Genomic DNA, 21,053 nt, shown 5'->3' with positions numbered 1-21,053 from the left:
GGGAAGAAAGGATCTCAATCCACGTCATTCAGCGTCGCAAACAGCGTCTGGCGCGAGGCCACTGCGGTGATGGCGCCGATCAGCACGGCCTGGACCGCGAGCACGATGTAGCCCGACGGCCGCAGCGAGAAGGTGCCGAGCAGGGCCGCGAACTGGTCGCCGACGGGGGTACCGGAAAACCAGCCGGCGATCGACTCGGAGAACCCGAACACCAGCATGGCAGCGCCGCCGCCGATCACGCCGCCCTCGAGGCCCAGGCGGAGGAAATGGCGCAGGAAGTGATTGGCGATGTAGCGGTCGCCGGCGCCGACGAAATGCAGCACCTCGACGATCGGGCGGTTCGCCGCCATGGCGCCGCGGGTCGCGAACGAGACGGAGATGATGGTGGCGACGATGACGAGCGCGAGGATGCCGAGGCCGGCGAGCACGGTGGCGTTGGTCATCGAGCGCATCCGCTCGATCCAGGCACGATGATCGTCGACGCTGGCGCTCGGCGCCACCTGGGTCACCCGCGCGCGCAAGGCGCCGAGATCGAGCAGCGTGCCGGGCTGCACGCGCGCGATGATCATGCGCGGCACCGGCAGGTCGTCCATCGCCAGCCCGGTGCCGAGCCAGGGCTCGAGCAGCTTGCCGCTCTCCTCCTTGCTGAACGGCTTGACCTCGACGATTCCGGCTTGCGCGCGCATCGCCTCCGTCACCGCGGCGGTGTCGCGATCGAGATCGCGCCCCGTTTGCGGACGAACCTGGATGGTGATCTCGCTCGCGACGTCGGACTGCCATTCCGCGGCGGAAGCACTCACCAGCAGCACGGTGCCCGTGGTCATCGACGCGAGGAACGTCATGATGGCGACGACGGCGACCAGCGCCCGGCCCTGGATCGAGGCGCGCGGCACGATCGGCGACATGTTGCGCGCCTTGGCCGGCAGCTGCGGACGCTCCTGTCCGAGGTCGACCAGCACGCCGCGCTCGTCTGTCCTACTCATAGACGTGCAACCGTCCCTGGTGCAGCACCAGCCGCCGGGCCTCATACTGGTCCATCAGGCCGATGTCGTGGGTCGCGATGATGACGGCGGTGCCCGATTTGTTGAGCTCGATGAACAGCCGCAGCAGGCGGCGTCCGAGCGTCGGATCGACGCTGCCGGTCGGCTCGTCCGCAAGCAGCAGCTGCGGCCGCGAGATCACGGCGCGCGCGATCGCAGCGCGCTGCTTCTCGCCGCCCGACAGGATCGGCGGCAGCGCGTCCATGCGGTCGCCGAGCCCGACCCAGCGCAACAGATCAATCACCTCCTTGCGGTAGCTCGACTCGCTGCGGCCCATGACGCGGAACGGCAGCGCGACGTTCTCATACGTCGTCATGTGATCGAGCAGGCGGAAATCCTGGAGCACGATGCCGATGCGCTTGCGCAGATCGGCGATCTCGTCCTTGCCGAGCTGCGAGATGTCGTGACCGAACAGATTGACGAGGCCCCGCGTCGGCCGATGCGACAGGAACAACAGGCGCAGCAATGAGGTCTTGCCGGCGCCCGACGGGCCGGTAAGGAACTGGAACGAATGCGCCGGGATCTGGAAGCTGAGGTCGCGGAGGATCTCCGGCCCCAGACCGTAACGCAATCCGACATTTTCGAACCGAACCAAGCTCAGCTCCGTTCGAGAGGGGGCGCGGGACACATGGCCGCGCTCCGCCATGCGCGATCCACGGGTTTTGCCGCCGTTATGGTTTCCGGTTCGTTAACGGTCGCCCTGTAGCATATTGGTCGCATCCTGGCCGCCCGGTTCTTCCTGACGGGGTTATGGTCAGGACCTCGTTCAAGTCCTGGTTCATGCATCAAGGCTCGTCCATGCATATCGTCTGCCCCCATTGTATGACATCCTACGCCATCAAGCTTGCAAGCCTTGGGGCGAACGGGCGGGCGGTCCGCTGTTCCCGCTGCAAGGAGACCTGGATCGCCCATGCCGAGGACGCCATCGAGGAGGCGTCCGTTCCGGCCATGGCCGCAGCTAGCCAGGCCGACGACCAATCCGACCTCGCCGAGCAGTGGAACTCCTACGCCAAGGACGACAGCGCTACTAACACGCCCGTTGTCGACAGCCCGTCGATCGCCAGCGACTGGCCCGAGGAAGAGGCCAAGGAAACCGAGGACGAGTGGTCAGCGGCGGCCCGGGAGGTCGAGGAGGAGGTCGCTGGCGTGCAGCACCAATCCTGGTTCCGCAGCCTGTTCAGCCGTCGCGGGGCGCGGGTCAGCCGTCCCGCCGCCACCGCCGCTCCACGAAAATCCTATTTTGGGCTGCCGACCGCCTGCGCCGCCATGGGCGCGCTGGTGCTGGCGCTGGTGATCTGGCGCGGCGACATGGTGCGCCTGCTGCCGCAGACGGCAGCGTTCTACAAGATGGTCGGGCTCGAGGTGAACCTGCGGGGCCTCGCCTTCAAGGACGTGAAGCTGTCCAGCGAGACCGTGGACGGTAAGCAGGTGTTGGTCATCGAGGGCGTGATCGTCGGCGAGGGCAAGAAGCCGCTCGACATCCCGCGGCTGCGCTTTGCCGTGCGCGACGCGCAAGGCGCGGAGATCTACGCTTGGAATACGGTGCTGGAGCAGACCGTGCTGCGGCCCGGCGAGCGCGCCTTCTTCCGCTCGCGTCTCGCCTCGCCGCCACCGGAGGGCCGCAATATCGACGTGCGCTTCTTCAACCGGCGCGACATTGCCGGCGGCAGCGTATAATCAGCTTGTAGGGTCCCGCACGGGAAGGTTTGTCCCAGAGGTTGATCTGATGCCGAAAATCCTGATCGCCGACGACGAGGATTCGATGCGCACGCTCGTGGCGCGCGCCATCGCCATGGACGGCCACGAGACCGTCACCGCGCAAGACGGCGCCGAGGCGCTGGAGATCCTGAGCCGAGAGGACGGCGCCTTCGACCTGCTGCTCACCGACATCCAGATGCCCGTCATGGACGGCATTGCACTGGCGCTCTCCGCCGCGCGCGATTTCCCTGATCTGACCATCCTCTTGATGACCGGCTTTGCCGACCAGCGCGAGCGCGCATCGAACCTCAATGCGCTCGTGCACGACGTCGTGACAAAACCGTTCTCGGTCGCGGATATCCGCACCGCAGTGGCGGACGCGCTGGCGGCGAAGAAGGGGTAGCCCGACGGCCGCCAAGGATTCCGCTGTCATGCCCCGGCTTGACCGGGGCATCCAGTACGTCGCGGCCCCTCGGATGACTCACTAGCTTCTCGGAATACTGGATCGCCCGGTCAAGCCGGGCGATGACACCGAGTGTGACGTCAAAAATCCTTCAGCAGCCGCTCGATGTAATCGAGCTCGATCTGCGGGCGCGAGCTGTCCCCCAAGCGGCGGCGAAGCTCTTCGAGGATGCGACGTACACGCTGGGCGTCGATCTCACCGGGGATCTTGACGGTGTAGTCGTCGCTGAGATCGCGGCCGTGCAGCGGGCGTCCCAGCGGATCGGTCTGATTGCCGCCGCTCTGCTGACGGCCGGCCCGATTGCCGGGACCATCGTTCTGCCCGTCGCCATCGCCCTGCTGCATCGCTTCGGCCATCTTCTGCGCACCCTTGCGCATCGCATCGAGCGCCTTGCCCTGCGAATCCACGGCGCCGTCGGCATTGCCCTCGCCGAGCTTCGAGCCGGCATCACCCATGGCGCCGTCCGCGGTGTCGAGGCTGCCATCGTCACCGTCGTCACCGTCCTGATCGCCGTTCTGGCCCTGGTCCCCCTGCTGGCCTTTCTGTCCCTGCTGCCCTTTCTGACCCTTTTGTCCCTTCTGCGCGAGACCGCGCTTGGCAAGCTCGTCCTGCAGCTTCTTCAGGCGGTCGCGCAGCGACTGCTGATCCTGCTGCAGATCCGACATCGACTGGTCGCCCTGCTGCTTGCCGCGCGAGCGGTCACGCCGGGAATCCTGGCCCTGCTTGAACGTCTTGTCGCGCAATTGCTGCTGCTTGCGGATCATGTCGCTGAGCTCGTTGAGCGCCTGCTCCATCTCGCTTTCGCCGGATTGCCCGGGCTGCGCCATCTGGAGGTTTTCCATGATCTGCGCGAGCTGCTCGAGCAGGCGCTGGGCGGCCTCTTTATTGCCTTCGCGCGCCGCCTTCTCGATCTGCCGCAAGAGGTCGTCCAGATCGCGTTGCGTGATGACGTTGCGGTCACGGCTGGAGGATTGGCTCCGTTCCGTCGCCCGCTTGTACTCCTCGAGCTTCTGGATCGCGTCGGACTGGTTGCCCAGGCTCTTGCCGGATTCCTTCTGCCTGAGGCTGTCGCCGGACTCCTGCATCGCCTTTTCGGCGCTGTCGAGCAGCGCGTCAGGATCCTGGTCCAGCTGGGCCGCAACCGGGGTAACGCTTCCCAACAGGAAGGCGAGGCAGGCGATCGACATCGCCTTCAAGACTGGCACGCGCGCTAGCTTCCGCATTTCCGGTCCCGCGTAAACTGGTTGGTCTTGTCGTCCCCCGCCTTGTTGGCACGGTTGTTCGCCGACTTCCGATAGGCCTGAAGCTGCTCGCGCAACGCGTCCTGCTGCTGCGCCAGCTCGGCGAGCTGCTCGGGCGTCGCATGCTGGGTCTTCTGTCGCAGCTCGATCGCCTTGTCGAGAATGAGCTGGACCTCCGCCGGGAACGGCTGCCGGGCACCGAGCGGATTCTGTTCGGCGCGGCGGGCGAGATCGCGCACCTTGCCGGCCATGGCCTCGCGGAGTTTCTGCGTCAACACTCTCAGCTCGTCCTCGCTGGCGCCGCGGTCGAGCGCCGCCTTGAGCGCGTCCTGCGCCGAGCGCAACGCGGCGTTGACGCTGCCGGCGACACCATCATCCTCGATGGTGGTCGCGAAGGCCCACATGCTCGCCACAACATTGCGCAGCGCATCGTCGGTGCGGGCCGCCTCGAGCTGGCTCGCGAGGCTGCGGAGGCCGAGATAGCAGCCGGCGTCCGGGGTGAACAATTCGGGTGCGATCATCAGCGCATCGAGCGCGGTGTAGACGTCCGAATTCCTGTTGGCGTCGAGCGCGAGGATGCGGCGCTGCTCGATCAGCGCGCGCGCCAGCGAGTTGGTGAAGAGACGTTCCGGCAGGCGCATGTTGAAGGGCTCGCTTCGCGCCTCGTTGCCGGCTTCGTCCTTGGCGGTGAGCGTCAGCGTGACATCGGCACCGGCATAGGGATCCTCGCTGAGGTCCTTCACGGTCTGGCCGACGCCGTTGCGGGTGCGCGCGTTCGGCAGCACGAGCGGGAATTGCGGCGGCTGGAACAGCGGCCGCGGCGCGGCCTTGCCGTCGGAATCCTTGGCTCCGTCTTTGGCGTCGGCGGGGCGCAAGGCGATGTGCGCGTCCGCGCCGGTGACGCCGTAATCATCCTCGATCTTGTAGGAGAGCTGGAGCCCGCCGCGCGCCTGGCGTTCGGGATCCTTGGCGAGCGCGATCGTCGGCGCATGGTCCGGCGTTGCGGCAAACGCCCATTGCGGCTGGCCGGAGGGCGCGCGGACATGCGCGGTGCCGTCGGTGGTGATGGTGAAATGCTTCTCGTTGGTGCCCTTGGGTGCGGCTTCCGTGGGGGCGACCTCCTTGAGGCCGCCAGAGACGACGACATCCAGGCTGCCGCCGGAGGAGCGCACGATCAGGGTGGAGCCGGCGGGAACGGCAAGCGGGCCGGAGGCGGGCAGCGCCGCGGCCTCCTTGTTGGCGGCCGACAGGATGACCGGCGGCTTGCCGGTATAGAGCGGCGGCGTCACCCAGGCGTCGACGCGAACATTCGCGGGCGCCAACACGCCGTTCCAGTCGAAGGCGGCGCCGAGCCGCATCGCGCGCTCGTCGCCGGCGGCGAAGAAGGTTGCAACCAGCATCACCATGATCAGTGCGCGCAGCGCCCAGGGGTCGTGGAGCGCAAGCCGCGGATGCGGCAGACCGGCGCGGATACGCTTGAGCGAGGCCAGCGTGCGTTCGCGCTGCGCCTGCCACAGCGCCTGCGCGACCGGATCCTGCGAGGACAGCGTGTCCGTCAGCGTCGTGGCCGGGCGGTGACGGATGCCGGAGCCCCGATCGAGCCGGCCAAGTGCCTCCTCGCGGCTCGGCCAGCGGAAGCGAATCAGGGGCAACAGGGCCGCAATGGCGATGCCGGCGAAAACGACGAGACCGATGGCACGGGCCAGGAAAGGCAGCGCCAGCCAAAGGCCGGCCCAGGACACCGCCAGGAACAGGCCGACGACGGTCAGAAGCCGCGCCAGATGTGGCCAGGCACGCTCCCATGCGATGGCATAGAGGGCCCGATCCAGGGCCTGCGCCAGCTTCAACCGCGACAGAGCGTCACTGTTGCGGATCGGGTCTGACGGGTCGGGGGTGACGCCGTTCAATCAACTCTCCAGGTTGCCCGGTGGAGCGAAGCCTATCACAACGGCAGCACTGAGGCATCCGTTCCGGTACGGGAGACACCCCTTTTCCCGCATAACACGAGGACGTGACTGGCTCGCCCCAACCCCGTAATTTCCGCGCGTGATCCGAGGGAAACGAGAGGAAACGCCATGGACAAGAAGATGCACGACAAGGGCCTGGAAGTCCGCAAAGCGGTGCTGGGCGAGGCCTATGTCAACAACGCCCTGAAGAACGTCGACGACTTCAACCGTCCGTTCCAGGAGATGCTGAACGAATATTGCTGGGGGACGGTGTGGGGCCGCGAGGAGCTGCCGCGCAAGACCCGCAGCATGCTCAACATCGCGATGATCGCGATCCTCAACCGCCAGCACGAATTCCGCGCGCATCTGAAGGGCGCGCTGACCAACGGCGTCAGTCGCGAGGAGATCCGCGAGATCCTGATGCAGGTCGCGATCTATGGCGGCATGCCCGCCGCGGTCGACAGCTTCCGCATCGCGCGCGAGGTGTTCGCGGAGATCGACGGCAAGGCGTGAGATGCAGCGCCAATCTCCGCTGTCGTCCGGGACAAGCGAGCTCGGGAAAACGCGTAGCGTCGTCCCGAGCGGAGCGCAGATCCGAGACGACAGCGGGGATGGAGCGAGCACTTACACAACAACGAAGAAGCAAGACAAGGAAACACCATGGACATCGGATTCATCGGCCTCGGAAACATGGGTTTTCCGATGGCGCGGCGGCTGATCGAGGCAGGGCACAGGCTCGTCGTGTTCGACACGCGCAAGGACGTTATGGGCAAGCTCACGGCGCTCGGCGCGACCGCCGCAACATCGCCGAAGGACGTCGCCGATCAGGTCGAGACCGTGATGGCGAGCCTGCCTTCGCTGCAGGCTTCGCTCCAGGTCGCAACGGGAGCGAACGGCGTCATCGAGGGCAGCCGCGCCAAACGCTTCATCGATCTCTCCACCGTCGGCTCGGCGATGGCCGTGACGATTCACGGCCTGCTCGCCAAGCGCAACATCGTGCAGATCGACTGCCCGGTCTCCGGCGGCGTCGGCGGCGCCGAGAAGGGCACGCTGGCGGTGATGGTCTCCGGACCCAGGACCGAGTTCGAGCTGCTCAAGCCCGCGCTCGACGTGATCGGAAAGGTGTTCTTCATCGGCGAGAAGCCCGGCGCGGCGCAGACCATGAAGCTCGCCAACAATTTCCTGTCGGCCACCGCGATCGTGGCGACGTCGGAAGCGGTCGTGATGGGCGTGAAAGCCGGGCTCGATCCCGCCGTGATGATCGACGTCATCAATGCCGGCTCCGGCATGAACACGGCGAGCCGCGACAAGTTTCCGCGCGCGGTGCTGCCGCGCAGCTTCGACTTCGGCTTTGCCACGGGGCTGATGGTGAAGGACGTCCGGCTGGCGCTGGAGGAGATGAAGCAGCTCGGCCTGTCGATGGAGGTCGCCGACGCGGTCGGTAGGTTATGGGAGACCGTGATCGCCGCGGAAGGTGCCGAGTCCGATTTCACCGCGGCGATCAAGCCGATCGAGAAGAAGGCGGGAGTCGTGGTCGGTGGAGCGAAAGGCGGATTGGCGGGGAAGTAGCCCTCCCCATCTCCACTGTCGTCCCGGACAAGCGCGCCTGAAGCGCGTGCAGATCCGGGACCCTCACGGTCAGACTACGACACACTCACAGCCACGGCGCCGGCTTATCCATCGCGATCAGCTGCTCGACCTCGATGCGCGGGCGCACCACGGCGTATTGGTCGTCCTTCACCAGCACTTCCGGCACCAGCGGCCTTGTGTTGTAGGTGCCGGCCTGCACCGCGCCATAGGCGCCGGCGGTCATGATGGCGAGGAGATCGCCGGGCTTCGGCGTCGGCAGCGTGCGGTCGAGCGCGAGATAATCGCCGGTCTCGCAGACCGGGCCGACGACATCGGCCATGATGGTCGCCGCGCCCTTTGGGGCTTGCGTCACCGGCAGGATGTCGTGATGCGCCTCGTACAGTGTCGGGCGGATGAGGTCGTTCATCGCAGCGTCGATGATGACGAAATTCTTGCCGTCGCCATGCTTCACATAGATCACCTTGGCGACCAGGATGCCGGCATTGCCGACGATCATGCGGCCCGGCTCGAACATCAGCGTGCAGCCGAGATTGTGGCTGACGCGCTTGACCATGGCGGCATAGGCGGCCGGCGCCGGCGGCGCCTCGCGGTCCATGTAATAGGGAATGCCGAGGCCGCCGCCGAAATCGACGTGGCTGATGTTGTGGCCGTCGGCGCGCAGCGTCTGCACGAATTCGGAGAGGATGCGGAACGCGGTCTCCATACCCGAGAGGTCGGTGATCTGGCTGCCGATATGCACGTCGGTGCCGGTCACCTCGATGCCCGGCAGCTTCGCGGCGCGCGCATAGACCTCGCGGGCATGCACGATCGGGATGCCGAACTTGTTCTCGGACTTGCCGGTGGAGATCTTGGCGTGGGTGCCGGCATCGACATCCGGGTTGACGCGCAGCGAGACGCGCGCGGTCTTGCCCATCTCGATCGCAATCCGCGACAGCAGCTCGAGCTCGGGCTCGGATTCCACGTTGAGGCAGAGAATGTCGGCGGCAAGCGCGGCGCGCAGCTCGGTTTCGGTCTTGCCGACACCGGAGAAGAGGATCTTGTTTGGCGGAATGCCGGCTGCCAGCGCACGCTTCAATTCACCGCCCGAGACCACGTCGGCGCCGGCGCCGAGCTTGGCCAGCGTGCGCAGCACCGACTGGTTGGAGTTCGCCTTCATGGCGTAGCAGACCAGCACCTTCTCGCCGGCGAAGGCGTCGGTGAAGACGCGATAGTGCCGCTCCAATGTCGCGGTCGAATAGCAATAGAACGGCGTGCCGACGGTCGTGGCCAGCTCGGACAGGTTCACCGCCTCGGCGTGCAGCACGCCGTTGCGGTAGTCGAAATGGTTCATGGCTTAGGCTCGGTTGTCCCGGCTTATTTTCTGCCGGGAGGTTCGTCCAGGAGCGGGTCGAGAATAAACGGTTTCTTCCGGCCCTTGGCCGCCGCCGGCTCGGCATCCGCGCCTGAGCTGGGATTGAACATGCTCGACGTCTTCTGGGCTGCGGTGTCGGTGTTGGTCGAAGCTGCGCCGTTGGGCGCGGGCGCGTTGGTGGCCGTCGGCGGCAGATCCAGCGGACCCTTGCGGCCGCAACCGGCAAGCGCAAGCGCCGTCAGACTCAAGACAATGATGGCCCACCCCGAGCCGGCCGGGCGAAACTTTGACGTCACGACGAAATCCCCAATACGCGGGCCGCACCATACAGAGATTGGCGCGCTCTGGCGAGAGCCCGGATGACCATGAAACATCAGCGAAATTTTGCCTTCAGCCCAATTTCCGCTCTTTTTCCAGCCGCTTCGCCCACGCTTTGGCCTGGGCCGTCACGTTCTTCGGCGCGGTACCGCCGAAGCTGGTGCGGCTCTTCACCGACGATTCGACCGAGAGCACGCCGAACACGTCCTTGGTGATTTTCGGCTCGATCGCCTGCATCTCCTTGAGCGGCAGCTCGTGCAGCGCCACGCCGCCCTCGGCGGCCTTGGCGACGATGCGGCCGGTGACGTGATGGGCGTGGCGGAACGGCATTTTCAGCGTCCGCACCAGCCAGTCGGCCAGATCCGTCGCGGTGGCGTAGCCCTCGCCCGCAGCGGCCTTCATCCTGGCTTCGTCGGGCACGAGGTCGCGGACCATGCCGGTCATGGCGCGGATCGCGAGCGACAGCGCGGCAAAGCCCTCCATCGCGCCCTGCTTGTCCTCCTGCATGTCCTTTTGATAGGCGAGCGGCAGGCCCTTCATCACGATCAACAGGCCGTTGAGCGCGCCGATGACGCGGCCGGTCTTGGCGCGCACCAGCTCAGCGGCATCCGGATTGCGCTTCTGCGGCATGATCGACGAGCCGGTGGTGAACTTGTCGCTGAGCCGGATCATGCCGACCAGCGGTGAGGTCCAGATCACGATCTCCTCGGCAAAGCGCGACATGTGCACGGCGCAGATCGAGGCCGCCGACAGCGTCTCCAGCACGAAGTCGCGGTCGGAGACGGCATCGAGCGAGTTCGCCATCGGGCGATCGAAGGCAAGCGCCTTCGCGGTGGCGTGGCGATCGATCGGGAACGAGGTGCCGGCCAGCGCGGCGGCGCCGAGCGGGGATTCGTTGAGCCGCTTGCGCGCATCCTGGAACCGGCCGCGGTCGCGCGCGGCCATCTCGACATAGGCGAGCAGATGGTGGCCGAAGGTCACGGGCTGCGCGGTCTGCAGATGCGTGAAGCCGGGCATCACGGTGCCCGCGTGCTCCAGCGCGCGCTCGACCAGCGCCTGTTGGAACGCCGCCAGCGCCGCATCCGTTTCGTCGACGATGTCACGGACATAGAGACGGAAGTCGGTCGCGACCTGGTCGTTGCGCGAGCGCGCCGTGTGCAGGCGGCCGGCGGCGGGGCCGATCAGCTCGGACAGGCGGCTCTCGACATTCATATGAATGTCCTCGAGCGCGCGCTTGAATTCGAAGCCGCCCTTGCCGATCTCTGACAAAATCGTGTCTAGACCCTTGCCGATATTTTTCGCATCAGAACCCGTGATGATGCCTTGGTTGGCGAGCATCGCGGCGTGGGCCTTGGACGCGGCAATGTCCTGGGCGAAGAGGTGACGATCGACGTCGATGGAGACGTTGATCTCTTCCATGATCTCATCGGGACGTTCCGAGAACCGGCCGCCCCACATCTTGTTGCTCATGATCCCCTGCTCACGCCTTGATTTGCCGCACGTTTGCTGGCCGCCGCCAGCCGTATTAAGAGGCCTCTGATAGCCATATCTGCGACCGGATGACAAACGATATGCTCGACAAGAAGCCCTCCGCCACGCGCCGGGTCCCCCTCGTGATCGCCACCGTGGCGGTCGGGGGCCTGGCCGGCTTCGCCGCGCTGTACGGGCTGGGCCTGAGCCGGGCGCCCTCGGGCGATCCGACCTGCAAGCCGGCGGTCGCGACGGCGCAAAAGATCGCTCCCCTCGCCCATGGCGAGCTGGCGGCGCTGACCATGGCGAGCGCCCCCCTGAAGCTGCCGGACCTCGCCTTCGAGGATGCCGATGGCAAGCCGAAGAAGCTGTCGGATTTCCGCGGCAAGACGCTGCTGGTGAATCTCTGGGCCACCTGGTGCGTGCCGTGCCGGAAGGAAATGCCGGCGCTGGACGAGCTGCAGGGCAAGCTGTCGGGCCCGAATTTCGAGGTGGTGGCGATCAATATCGACACCCGCGACCCCGAAAAGCCGAAAAACTTCCTGAAAGAGGCCAATCTTTCAAAGCTGAGCTATTTCAGCGACCAGAAAGCCAAAGTGTTTCAGGATCTTAAGGCGATCGGCCGGGCCCTGGGCATGCCGACCTCGGTGTTGGTCGACCCGCAGGGCTGCGAGATCGCGACGATCGCGGGGCCGGCGGAATGGGCGAGCGAGGACGCGCTCAAGCTGATCCGCGCGGCAACCGGCAAGGCCGCGGCGGCGCTTTAGAAAGTCAGGCGGTGACGTTGAGATTGCCGCCGACGCCAGGGCCGACATTGGCGAGCGATGGCTGACCGGCACCGAGCAGCGTCAGGACAGTAGATTTCTCCATATCCGCGTTCTGCTTGCTGAGCGTCGCCGCAATATTCGACTGCAGCGCACCTTGCTGAGCGGCCAGCATGGTGCTGACCATTGCCATCATGTCCATTACGCGAACCCTCGTACTCGCCGTAACCTAGGCGCGAGAGGTTAACGCGACATGAAATGTCACAGAGGCTTGTGAAGTGGCCGTATTCCAGCCCTCCAGCGCATCGCTGACGCGCTGCGCTGCGTCGGGGGGCACGAGACCACGCTTATCGCGTCGGAACCGGCTTGGCGCCGCGGTAGTCGTAGAAGCCACGCTGGGTCTTGCGGCCGAGCCAGCCGGCCTCGACGTATTTCACCAGCAGCGGGCACGGGCGGTACTTGGAATCGGCGAGGCCCTCGTGCAGCACCTGCATGATGGAGAGGCAGGTATCGAGGCCGATGAAATCGGCAAGCTCGAGCGGGCCCATCGGATGGTGCGCGCCGAGCTTCATCGCCGCGTCAATCGCCTCGACGTTGCCGACGCCTTCGTACAGCGTGTAGATCGCCTCGTTGATCATCGGCAGCAGAATGCGGTTGACGATGAAGGCCGGGAAATCCTCGGAGACCGCGACCTGCTTGCCGAGCTTGGAGACGAATTCCTTGGACGCCTCGAAGGTCGAATCATCGGTGGCGATGCCGCGGATCAGCTCCACCAGCTCCATCAGCGGCACCGGATTCATGAAGTGAATGCCGATGAAGCGCTCGGGCCGGTCGGTGGCGGCCGCAAGCCGTGTGATCGAGATCGAGGAGGTATCGGAGGCGACGATGGCCTCCGGCTTCAACACCGCGCAGAGCTCATGGAAGATCTTGCGCTTGACCTCTTCCTTCTCGACCGCGGTCTCGATCACGAGATCGCAATCGGCGAGGTCGTCAAGCTTTTCGGCGGGCGTGATGCGCGCCATCGCCTTGGCCTTGTCGTCCTCGGAGACGGCCTTCTTGGACACCTGGCGCGCCAGATTGCCGTTGATGGTGGCCATGCCCGATTTGAGGCGGTCCGCCGAGATGTCGTTGAGCACCACGTCGAAGCCGGCGAGCGCCGCGACATGCGCGATGCCATTGCCCATCTGCCCCGCGCCGATCACGCCGACCTTCTTGATCACTGCCGCCATAATGTCATCCACCGGAACGGCGCGCATATCGCGCCTGTCTATCCCCCGAGCCGGGAGGTCTGATTTGATCAGGAGCTGATTTAATCAGAACCCGGGCTCGAAACCTAGATTGGATCGCTTCCCCGGCGTGCCCCCCGCCAAAGAAAACGCTTCAGAAATGAAACACCGGCCGGAGTTTATACCTCCGGCCGGTGTTTACGACGTCTTTTACTTGCCGAGCTTGCCGAGTTCGGTCGTCAGCTCCGGAACCGCCTGATAGAGGTCGGCGACCAGGCCGTAATCGGCAACCTGGAAGATCGGCGCGTCCTCGTCCTTGTTGATCGCGACGATCACCTTGGAGTCCTTCATGCCGGCCAGATGCTGAATGGCGCCGGAAATGCCGACGGCGACATAGAGCTCGGGCGCCACGACCTTGCCGGTCTGGCCGACCTGCCAGTCGTTCGGCGCATAGCCGGCATCGACCGCCGCGCGCGAGGCACCGACACCGGCCCCAAGCTTGTCGGCGAGCGGCTCGATGTACTTGGCAAAATTCTCACGGCTTTGCATGGCGCGGCCACCGGAGACGATGATCTTGGCCGAGGTCAGCTCGGGACGGTCGCTCTTGGCAACTTCCTCGCCGACGAAGGTCGACAGGCCCGGATCGGCCGCACCCTGAACGGTCTCGAGCGGCGCGCTGCCACCCTCGCCCGCAGCGGCGAAGGTCGAGGTCCGCACCGTGATGACCTTCTTGGCGTCCTTCGACTTCACGGTCTGAATGGCGTTACCGGCATAGATCGGGCGCTCATAGGTGTCGGGGGCGACCACCTTGATGATCTCCGAGACCTGCATGACGTCGAGCAGGGCGGCAACACGCGGCATCACGTTCTTGAAGCGCGAGGTCGCGGGCGCGACGATCGCGTCATAGCCGGATGCCAGCGAGACGATCAGCGCGGCCAGCGGCTCGGCCAGATCGTGCGCGTAGAGGTCGCCATCGACGAGCAGCACCTTCTTCACGCCGGCGAGCTTGGTCGCGGCATCGGCCGCGGCCTTGGCGTTCTGGCCGGCGACCAGGACTTCGACATCCGCGCCGAGCGCGGCGGCCGCGGTCAGGGCCTTGTTGGTCGCATCCTTGAGCGACGCGTTGTCGTGTTCGGCAATCAGAAGCGTCGTCATCAGAGCACCCCGGCTTCGTTCTTGAGTTTCGACACCAGCTCGGCGACGTCCTTGACCTTGACGCCAGCCTTGCGGCCCGCCGGTTCAGTCGTCTTGAGAACCTCGAGGCGCGCGGCGACGTCGACGCCGTAATCGGCGACGGCCTTCTCCGCGATCGGCTTCTTCTTCGCCTTCATGATGTTCGGCAGCGAGGCGTAGCGCGGCTCGTTGAGACGGAGATCGGTGGTGACGATCGCCGGTCCCTTCAGCTTCACGGTCTGCAGACCGCCGTCGACTTCGCGGGTGACCTTGAAGTCAGAACCTTCGACCTCGAGCTTCGAAGCGAACGTCGCCTGCGACCAGCCGAGCAGTGCAGCCAGCATCTGGCCGGTCTGATTGCTGTCGTCGTCGATCGCCTGCTTGCCGAGGATGATGAGGCCCGGCTGCTCTTCTTCGGCGACCTTCTTCAGGATCTTGGCGACCGCGAGCGGCTCGACCGCACCTTCCGCCTTCACCAGGATGCCGCGGTCGGCGCCCATGGCAAGACCAGTGCGGATCGTCTCCGACGCCTGCGCCGGTCCAATGGAGACCACCACGACCTCGGTCGCCTTGCCGGCTTCCTTCAGACGCAGCGCTTCCTCGACCGCGATTTCGTCGAACGGGTTCATCGACATCTTGACGTTGGCGAGTTCAACGCCCGATCCATCGCCCTTGACGCGGACCTTGACGTTGTAATCGACCACCCGCTTTACCGGCACTAAGACCTTCATCGATCCTCTTTCACTCAATTTGGGAGGGGGGTTATCAACTGGCGCGGAACCTAAAGGCCTGATCTGCCCCGGTCAACGCGCGAACGGGCCTAATTTTGGCCTTCTGAAATGCAGCGGTCTCGATGGGTCAGCGGTTCTGGCCTGGAACCCAGAGCACGTCGCCGGCGCCGTTACCGTTGGCGGCTCGGCTGGCCACGAACAGGAGGTCCGACAGGCGGTTCATATATTGGATGCCAGCCGCGCTGACCGGCTCGCCCGGCCGGGCCGCCAGTTCCACGATCACCCGTTCCGCCCTGCGGCATATCGTGCGCGCCACATGGAGATAAGCGGCGGCCGGCGTGCCGCCGGGAAGCACGAAGGAGGTCAGCGGGGCAAGCTTGTCGTTGAGCGCGTCGATGTCGCGCTCGAGCCGTTCGACCTGGCTCGCCACCACCCGCAGCCGTTCCGCCTTGCCTTCACGCTCGGGCACCGCGAGATCAGCACCGAGATCGAACAGATCGTTCTGGATGCGGCCGAGCATTGCGTCGAGTTCGGCCATGCCCCCGGTATGGAGCCTGACGATTCCGATCGCGGCGTTGGTCTCGTCGACAGTGCCATAGGCTTCGACGCGCAGATCGTATTTCGGACGCCGCTCGCCGGTTCCAAGCGCCGTCGTGCCGTCGTCACCGGTCTTGGTGTAGATGCGGTTCAACGTGACCATGGGGCCCTCTTGAGTTGAGGCATGATCCTGTCGGAAAACCGCTTCACACTTTTCCGGATCATGCCCTAGCGCCCCATGGCCCAGACCGCGGCCATCGCGATGACGATCGCCACGAACTGAAGCAGCACGCGCCAGCGCATCAGCTTCTGCGAGGTGTCGGGCGAGCCGCCACGCATCATGTTGACGAGACCGAGCAGCAGCACCAACGCCACGGCACCGACTGCGATCGGCAGGATAAAAGTACTCAGGATAGATGCCATTCGGGGGTGATAACACCATGTGCGCCGGTCCGCCATGGTGCAGCGGCAGCCGCCAGCGCCATTCTACGCGCGTCCCGGAATGACAGCGGGGCGTTTCGCGAACTGGCTTTTGGGCCAATAATGTCAGATGGTAGCGTGATGATTTCCGATTTGTGCCGATTGCCCGCCCTCCTCGCCTCTCCCTGCGTCCAGGGGGAGAGAGCAGCGGCGTAGGTGCCACGTGAAAGCCGTCCGCTACATCTACTGCGTTCTGGAGGATGCGTTCTACACGTTCCTCGCCGATGACGGCTGGGCGATCGCAAGCCACATCGCCCTGTCGACACTGATGGCGCTATTCCCGTTCCTGATCGTGCTGACCTCGCTCGCCGGCTTCTTCGGCTCCAAGGAACTCGCCGACCAGGCTGCCAGCCTGATGCTGCAGATCTGGCCCAAGCAAGTCGCCGATTCGATCTCGGGCGAGGTCCATGACGTCCTGACCACGACCCGCACCGGCATTCTGACCATCGGCGCGGCGCTGTCGGTCTATTTCGCCTCCAACGGCGTCGAGGCGCTGCGGGTCGCGCTCAACCGCGCCTATGCGGTGGTGGAGATGCGGCGCTGGTACTGGCTGCGGCTGGAATCCATCCTCTACACGCTGATTGCGGCTTTCACCGCGCTCGCCATGGCGTTCCTGATCGTGCTCGGCCCGCTCCTGATCGAAGCGGCGCGGCGCCATATCCCGCTGTTCGTCGAGTCCAACGAGAGCATCCTCACCTGGCTGCGCTACGGCATCACCATCGGTGCGCTGGTGGTGGCTCTGATCATCCTCCACGTGTGGCTGCCGGCGGGACGGCGCAGATTTGTCCAGATCCTGCCCGGCATCATCTTCACCATCGTGGCGTCGCTGATATCAGGCATCGTGTTCGGCCAATATCTGGCGCGCTTCGCCAACAATTACGTGACGATGTATGCGGGGCTCGCCTCGGTCATCATCGCGCTGGTGTTCCTGTACTTCATCGCCGCGATCTTCGTTTACGGCGGCGAACTCAACGCCGCGATCATCAAGTCGCGGCTTCCTCACGGCGTGTCGCTTCAAGCAGCGCAGTCGCTAGCGCCCGCGGAGACACAGGCTTGACCAGGAAGGCGTCGGCGCCGGCCTCGCGCGAGGCTGCCTCGTCCTCGCCGCGACCGGACACCCCGATGATCGGGATCTGAGCCAACGGCGCGTCCATGGTACGGATCCGCCGGATGGCCTCGACGCCGTCGATGCCCGGCAGCACCATGTCCATCAGCACCGCATCGAACGCGCCTTGCGCGAGCCGGCCGACGGCGTCCTCGCCACGCCCGATGAACTCGGCATGATGGCCGAGCTCGGTCAGAATCGTGTTGAGCACGACACGGCCGAACGGGTTATCCTCGACGCTGAGGACGCGCAGCGCGGCGACCGTATCGACCTCGGCCCCGCCCTTTGTCTTGCTGGATTTGCCCGGTCCCGTGGCATCCAGTGACACCGTCAGGGTGAAGGTGGCGCCGCCGCCGCGTCGTGGTGCGACGCTGATGTCGCCGCCCATCGCCCGCGCCAATTGCTTGACCGAGGACAGGCCGAGGCCGGCGCCGCCGAAGCGCGAGGCAATGGTGACGTTGGCCTGGGTGAACGGGCGGAACAGCCGCTTGATCTCGGCCATGGTGAGGCCGATGCCGCTGTCGGACACCGCGAAAGCAACGCCGACCCTGCCTTTGGTTTTGGCCTTGCCTTTGGCAGGACGCCACGGCTCGACCGCCAGCGCCACGCCGCCCTGGTCCGTGAATTTCACGGCATTGTCGATCAGGTTCTCGAGCGCCGCGCGCAGGCGGACGGGATCGCCGACCACGAGGCCGGGGAGCTTGTCGGAGATACTGACCTCGGCCTGGAGCCCCTTGGCTGCGGCGCGCCCCGCAAGCGAATCGCCGGCGCTGCGGGCGAGCGTGCGCAGATCGAACAGGTCCTGCCGCAGCGCGCTGCCCCTGCCGGCCCCCTTGCCGCTTCTGGCGGCATCCACGAACAGCGTGGCAAGGCTCGCCAGATGCTCGGCCCCGGCCTTGATGGTGTCGGCCCAGCGCCGCTCCCGCTCGCCGAGATCGGAGGTCGCGAGCAGGTCGCTGATCGCCAGAATGCCGGTCAGGGGGGTGCGGACCTCATGGGCAAAGGCGGCGAGCGCCGCCTGGACCACGTCAGGCGCAACCACCTTCGTGCTGCGCTTGCGCACCTGTGCAGTCGCCCCGGACCGTTTCCGAGGCGGTCGGCTGGACGTCCGCGTGGTGCGCGCTGGGCGCTTCTTCGCCGCCATGAATTCCCTTCGAAGTCTCCCTTTCGGGCCCGGGTTGTTTACCGAGCATGGCACGGCGAAACACCCGGAGTCACGGCGACGTTTCGCTAACCCCCAGAGAAACTTAACCTAATCCCACCAGCTGGCGGATACCGGCAGGCGTGATGCCGACCGCGCGCAAGGCGCGCAGACCGGTCGAGCCGCTCGATTTCGACAGCTTCCGCCCGTCACCGTCGCAAATCAGCCGGTGATGGCGGTAGGCGGGTTCGCCCAGGCCGAGCAGGGCCTGGAGCAGGCGATGGACGGAAGTCGCGTGAAACAAATCCTGGCCGCGAACGATCTCGCTGACACCCTGCAGCGCGTCGTCGACGACCACGGACAGATGGTAGCTGGTGGGCGTCTCCTTGCGGGCCAGGATCACGTCGCCCCAGGCCTCCGGTCGCGCCGGGATGGCGCCGCGCTCGCCATCGCTCCCCTCGCCGAGCTCATGCCAGGTCAGGCCGGCAATCCGCTGACAGGCGGCCGCCATGTCGAGCCGCAGCGCGTAGGGCATGCCCGATGCGATGAGACGATCGCGCTCGGGAGCCGACAGCGATTTGGCATCACCAGGATAAAGCGGCGCACCGTCGGGATCGCGCGGCCACGGGCCATCCGCCTCGCGCGCGGCAACGAGCTTCGCGATCTCGGCGCGGCTTTCGAAGGCGGGATAGACGAGACCAAGCGCCGACAGCTTGTCCAGCGCAGCGCGATAATCGGCGAGATGCTCCGACTGCCGCCGCACCGGCGTCTCCCACTCAATCCCGAGCCAGGCAAGATCCTCGTCGATCGCCGCCTCGAATTCCGGCCGGCAGCGCGTGCCGTCGATGTCCTCGATCCGCAACAGCAGCCGCCCGCCACTCTCGCGCGCGCGGTCGAAATTCAGCAGCGCGGAATAGGCGTGGCCGAGATGCAGGAAGCCGTTGGGGCTGGGGGCAAAACGGAAAACGGGTGGCACCATCTGATAGATCTCGTCATGGCCGGGCGTGGCCGCCACGGCTGTCATTCCGGGGCGGTCCGAAAGGATCGAACCCGGAATCTCGAGATTCCGGGTTCGATGTCCGGGTCGCGCTTCGCGCGATCCCGTCGCATCGCCCCGGAATGACGGAGTAGGATAATAGATGCGTGGTCAAGCCCGCGCATGACGTCGGAGAGAGCCTGCCAAACACATGACCATCCACCTCGAAACCCAATCCGATCTCGAAGAGGCCGTTCACGCGCTGATCAAGCGCGATCCGCGCCTGAAACCGGTGCTCGAAATCGCGGGCATGCCGGCGCTGCGGCGGCGCGAGCCGGGCTTTGCGGGGCTCGCCCACATCGTCTGCGGGCAGCAGTTGTCGACCGCGAGCGCCGCGGCGATCTGGGGACGGCTGTCGGCGGCCTTCGACCCGTTCGACCATGAGGCGGTGGGGCGCGCCCGCACCGACCGGCTGGGGCGGCTCGGGCTCTCGGCCGCCAAGATCAAGACGCTGAAGCACCTGGCGCGCGAGATCCGCGCGCAGCGGCTGAACCTCGACGTGCTGGCCGAGGAAGACGCCGATGCCGCGCATCACACGCTGATCGCGCTGCCCGGCATCGGCCCCTGGACCGCGGACGTCTATCTGCTGTTCTGCCTCGGCCATGGCGATGCCTGGCCGGCCGGTGACCTCGCCGTGCAGGAAGCCATCAAGATCGGTCTCGGCCTGAAGGCGCGGCCTACCGAGAAGCAGATGGCGCCGCTCGCCGAGCCCTGGCGTCCCCTGCGCGGCGCGGCGGCGCATTTGTGGTGGAGCTATTACCGTGCGATGAAGAAGCGCGAGGGCGTGCTGGCAGGATCGAACTAGCCGCGCAGCCGCTCGCGATCGGCGCGGGCGCATTCGGCCACGAAATCGACCACGGCCCGCACCGCGGACAGTTCGACCAGATCAGGGTGAGCGAGCAGCCAGAGATCGGCGACGCTGGCGAGCTTCTGCGGCGCGACACGCACCAGGTCCGGATAGCTCTCCGCGACGAAGCAGGACAACGCGGAGATCCCGATTCCCGCGCGCACCGCCGCCAGCATGTCGCCCTGCGAGGAGCAGCGCATCACCATCGTGCCCTGCCGCGTGATCGCATCGCTCCAGCGCGCCAGCTGGGCGTTGGAGTCTTGATCGGCAAAGCCGATGACGCTGTGCCCCTTCCACTCGCCGCTGCGCTCCGGCAGGGACCGGCCCGCCGCATAGTCACGCGAGGCATAAAAACCTGTGCCGAGACGGCCGATCTTGCGGCCGACCAGATTTTCCTCGCCGCTGTCGACCGGACGCAGCACCACGTCGGCTTCGCGGCGCCGCACGCTGGCCGGAAATGGATGCGTGATGATCTCGAGCCGGATGTGATCATGCGCGCCGAGGAAGGATCGCAGCCGCGGCATCAGCCAGTGCGAGGCCAGCGTCGCGCCGATCGACAGCTTGACGGTGCCGCGCGCCTTGCGGCCGCCGGCGCCAACGGCCGCCTCGGCCCGCAGCGCGGCAGCGGCCATCGCCTCCGCATGCTCGCGCAAAGTGCGACCGTCGGCGGTGAGCACGAACCCCTCCGCGGCGCGCGCCAGCAGCTTGGTGCCGAGCTGCGCTTCCAGCGCCGTGATCTTGCGGCTCACGGTCGGATGGCTGACATGCAGCCGCCGCGCCGCCGCGGTGAAGCTGCCGGTATCGGCGACCGCGACGAAGGTCTTGCAGAGATCCCAATCCACAGGCGCTTCCGTTCAAACTTGGATAGGCATATGTTCAATATTGAACGATCCCCC

At 66.0% G+C, this 21,053-nt stretch carries 23 protein-coding genes; 7 read left to right on the top strand and 16 right to left on the bottom strand.

What is annotated here, in order from left to right:
* Positions 1 to 14: 14 nt before the first annotated feature.
* On the bottom strand, positions 15 to 983 hold the full coding sequence (locus ML401_RS04465) for an ABC transporter permease (RefSeq protein ID WP_285810183.1): 969 nt from the start codon (positions 981 to 983) through the stop codon (positions 15 to 17).
* Entirely contained in the window at positions 976 to 1,635 is a 660-nt protein-coding gene (gene ftsE / locus ML401_RS04460; RefSeq protein WP_018646542.1) for a cell division ATP-binding protein FtsE, read from the bottom strand. Before ftsE ends, ML401_RS04465 begins: the two co-directional genes overlap by 8 nt.
* A 203-nt stretch (positions 1,636 to 1,838) precedes the next feature.
* Here ftsE and ML401_RS04455 point away from each other — a divergent pair, with 203 nt between their 5' ends.
* The gene (locus ML401_RS04455) at positions 1,839 to 2,717 is read left to right on the top strand and encodes an MJ0042-type zinc finger domain-containing protein (protein ID WP_259215510.1); all 879 of its coding nucleotides are present in this window, start codon (positions 1,839 to 1,841) and stop codon (positions 2,715 to 2,717) included.
* A 49-nt stretch (positions 2,718 to 2,766) separates the two neighbouring features.
* Complete coding sequence (locus tag ML401_RS04450; RefSeq protein ID WP_194405855.1) at positions 2,767 to 3,141, top strand: response regulator; 375 nt, start codon at positions 2,767 to 2,769, stop codon at positions 3,139 to 3,141.
* Positions 3,142 to 3,281: 140 nt separating this feature from the next.
* On the opposite strand, the gene ML401_RS04445 is transcribed toward ML401_RS04450, so the two are convergent.
* Both ML401_RS04445 and ML401_RS04440 read right to left on the bottom strand, forming a co-directional pair.
* A complete protein-coding gene (locus tag ML401_RS04445) occupies positions 3,282 to 4,424 on the bottom strand; it encodes a DUF4175 family protein (RefSeq protein WP_194405854.1) in 1,143 nt (380 codons plus the stop codon).
* The gene (locus ML401_RS04440; protein ID WP_285810161.1) at positions 4,412 to 6,349 is read right to left on the bottom strand and encodes a TIGR02302 family protein; all 1,938 of its coding nucleotides are present in this window, start codon (positions 6,347 to 6,349) and stop codon (positions 4,412 to 4,414) included. The genes ML401_RS04445 and ML401_RS04440 overlap by 13 nt, the downstream gene beginning before the upstream one ends.
* A 168-nt stretch (positions 6,350 to 6,517) precedes the next feature.
* On the opposite strand from ML401_RS04440, the gene ML401_RS04435 reads away from it, so the two are divergent.
* Together ML401_RS04435 and ML401_RS04430 are read left to right on the top strand one after the other, a co-directional pair.
* A complete protein-coding gene (locus ML401_RS04435) occupies positions 6,518 to 6,901 on the top strand; it encodes a carboxymuconolactone decarboxylase family protein (protein WP_018316258.1) in 384 nt (127 codons plus the stop codon).
* A 147-nt stretch (positions 6,902 to 7,048) separates the two neighbouring features.
* Positions 7,049 to 7,957, top strand: a complete 909-nt coding sequence (locus ML401_RS04430; RefSeq protein WP_211418687.1) for an NAD(P)-dependent oxidoreductase — start codon at positions 7,049 to 7,051, stop codon at positions 7,955 to 7,957.
* 85 nt (positions 7,958 to 8,042) lie between these two features.
* Here ML401_RS04430 and lysA read toward each other — a convergent pair whose 3' ends face one another.
* The 3 genes from lysA to argH all read right to left on the bottom strand — a co-directional run bounded on the left by lysA (position 8,043) and on the right by argH (position 11,117).
* Positions 8,043 to 9,308 (bottom strand): diaminopimelate decarboxylase, encoded by a 1,266-nt coding sequence (gene lysA, locus ML401_RS04425; RefSeq protein WP_285810152.1) that lies wholly within the window; start codon positions 9,306 to 9,308, stop codon positions 8,043 to 8,045.
* 23 nt (positions 9,309 to 9,331) lie between these two features.
* Positions 9,332 to 9,625 (bottom strand): lipoprotein, encoded by a 294-nt coding sequence (locus tag ML401_RS04420; RefSeq protein ID WP_194408166.1) that lies wholly within the window; start codon positions 9,623 to 9,625, stop codon positions 9,332 to 9,334.
* A gap of 94 nt (positions 9,626 to 9,719) precedes the next feature.
* On the bottom strand, positions 9,720 to 11,117 hold the full coding sequence (argH, locus tag ML401_RS04415; RefSeq protein ID WP_285810149.1) for an argininosuccinate lyase: 1,398 nt from the start codon (positions 11,115 to 11,117) through the stop codon (positions 9,720 to 9,722).
* Between the two features lie 101 nt (positions 11,118 to 11,218).
* Here argH and ML401_RS04410 point away from each other — a divergent pair, with 101 nt between their 5' ends.
* Positions 11,219 to 11,884, top strand: a complete 666-nt coding sequence (locus tag ML401_RS04410) for a TlpA disulfide reductase family protein (RefSeq protein ID WP_194405849.1) — start codon at positions 11,219 to 11,221, stop codon at positions 11,882 to 11,884.
* 4 nt (positions 11,885 to 11,888) lie between these two features.
* On the opposite strand, the gene ML401_RS04405 is transcribed toward ML401_RS04410, so the two are convergent.
* From ML401_RS04405 to ML401_RS04380, 6 genes are all read right to left on the bottom strand, one after another.
* Entirely contained in the window at positions 11,889 to 12,083 is a 195-nt protein-coding gene (locus ML401_RS04405) for a hypothetical protein (protein WP_142250949.1), read from the bottom strand.
* A gap of 145 nt (positions 12,084 to 12,228) precedes the next feature.
* Positions 12,229 to 13,110, bottom strand: a complete 882-nt coding sequence (locus ML401_RS04400) for a 3-hydroxybutyryl-CoA dehydrogenase (RefSeq protein WP_194405848.1) — start codon at positions 13,108 to 13,110, stop codon at positions 12,229 to 12,231.
* Between the two features lie 207 nt (positions 13,111 to 13,317).
* The gene (locus tag ML401_RS04395) at positions 13,318 to 14,262 is read right to left on the bottom strand and encodes an electron transfer flavoprotein subunit alpha/FixB family protein (RefSeq protein ID WP_194405847.1); all 945 of its coding nucleotides are present in this window, start codon (positions 14,260 to 14,262) and stop codon (positions 13,318 to 13,320) included.
* The gene (locus ML401_RS04390; RefSeq protein ID WP_194405846.1) at positions 14,262 to 15,011 is read right to left on the bottom strand and encodes an electron transfer flavoprotein subunit beta/FixA family protein; all 750 of its coding nucleotides are present in this window, start codon (positions 15,009 to 15,011) and stop codon (positions 14,262 to 14,264) included. The genes ML401_RS04395 and ML401_RS04390 overlap by 1 nt, the downstream gene beginning before the upstream one ends.
* Before the next feature lie 127 nt (positions 15,012 to 15,138).
* A complete protein-coding gene (locus ML401_RS04385) occupies positions 15,139 to 15,711 on the bottom strand; it encodes a cob(I)yrinic acid a,c-diamide adenosyltransferase (RefSeq protein ID WP_285810140.1) in 573 nt (190 codons plus the stop codon).
* A 65-nt stretch (positions 15,712 to 15,776) separates the two neighbouring features.
* Positions 15,777 to 15,971 carry a twin transmembrane helix small protein gene (locus ML401_RS04380; protein ID WP_183246976.1) on the bottom strand — a complete coding sequence of 65 codons (195 nt, stop codon included), beginning with the start codon at positions 15,969 to 15,971 and terminating at the stop codon, positions 15,777 to 15,779.
* Positions 15,972 to 16,191: 220 nt separating this feature from the next.
* Between ML401_RS04380 and ML401_RS04375 the strand changes: the two genes are divergently transcribed.
* The gene (locus tag ML401_RS04375; protein ID WP_194405844.1) at positions 16,192 to 17,085 is read left to right on the top strand and encodes a YihY/virulence factor BrkB family protein; all 894 of its coding nucleotides are present in this window, start codon (positions 16,192 to 16,194) and stop codon (positions 17,083 to 17,085) included.
* On the opposite strand, the gene ML401_RS04370 is transcribed toward ML401_RS04375, so the two are convergent.
* The gene (locus ML401_RS04370; RefSeq protein ID WP_285810134.1) at positions 17,012 to 18,277 is read right to left on the bottom strand and encodes an ATP-binding protein; all 1,266 of its coding nucleotides are present in this window, start codon (positions 18,275 to 18,277) and stop codon (positions 17,012 to 17,014) included. The genes ML401_RS04375 and ML401_RS04370 overlap by 74 nt on opposite strands.
* Positions 18,278 to 18,380: 103 nt before the next feature.
* The gene (gene gluQRS / locus ML401_RS04365; RefSeq protein WP_285812811.1) at positions 18,381 to 19,253 is read right to left on the bottom strand and encodes a tRNA glutamyl-Q(34) synthetase GluQRS; all 873 of its coding nucleotides are present in this window, start codon (positions 19,251 to 19,253) and stop codon (positions 18,381 to 18,383) included.
* A 208-nt stretch (positions 19,254 to 19,461) separates the two neighbouring features.
* On the opposite strand from gluQRS, the gene ML401_RS04360 reads away from it, so the two are divergent.
* A complete protein-coding gene (locus ML401_RS04360; protein ID WP_285810132.1) occupies positions 19,462 to 20,115 on the top strand; it encodes a DNA-3-methyladenine glycosylase in 654 nt (217 codons plus the stop codon).
* On the opposite strand, the gene ML401_RS04355 is transcribed toward ML401_RS04360, so the two are convergent.
* A complete protein-coding gene (locus ML401_RS04355; RefSeq protein ID WP_212065891.1) occupies positions 20,112 to 20,999 on the bottom strand; it encodes a LysR family transcriptional regulator in 888 nt (295 codons plus the stop codon). The genes ML401_RS04360 and ML401_RS04355 overlap by 4 nt on opposite strands.
* Positions 21,000 to 21,053: the final 54 nt, after the last annotated feature.

Origin of the sequence: Bradyrhizobium sp. 62B, from assembly GCF_030272265.2 — a bacterium.
Lineage (GTDB): Bacteria > Pseudomonadota > Alphaproteobacteria > Rhizobiales > Xanthobacteraceae > Bradyrhizobium.
The sequence above is the reverse complement of the archived record's forward strand: the minus strand, read 5'-3'. Positions and strand labels throughout refer to the sequence as shown.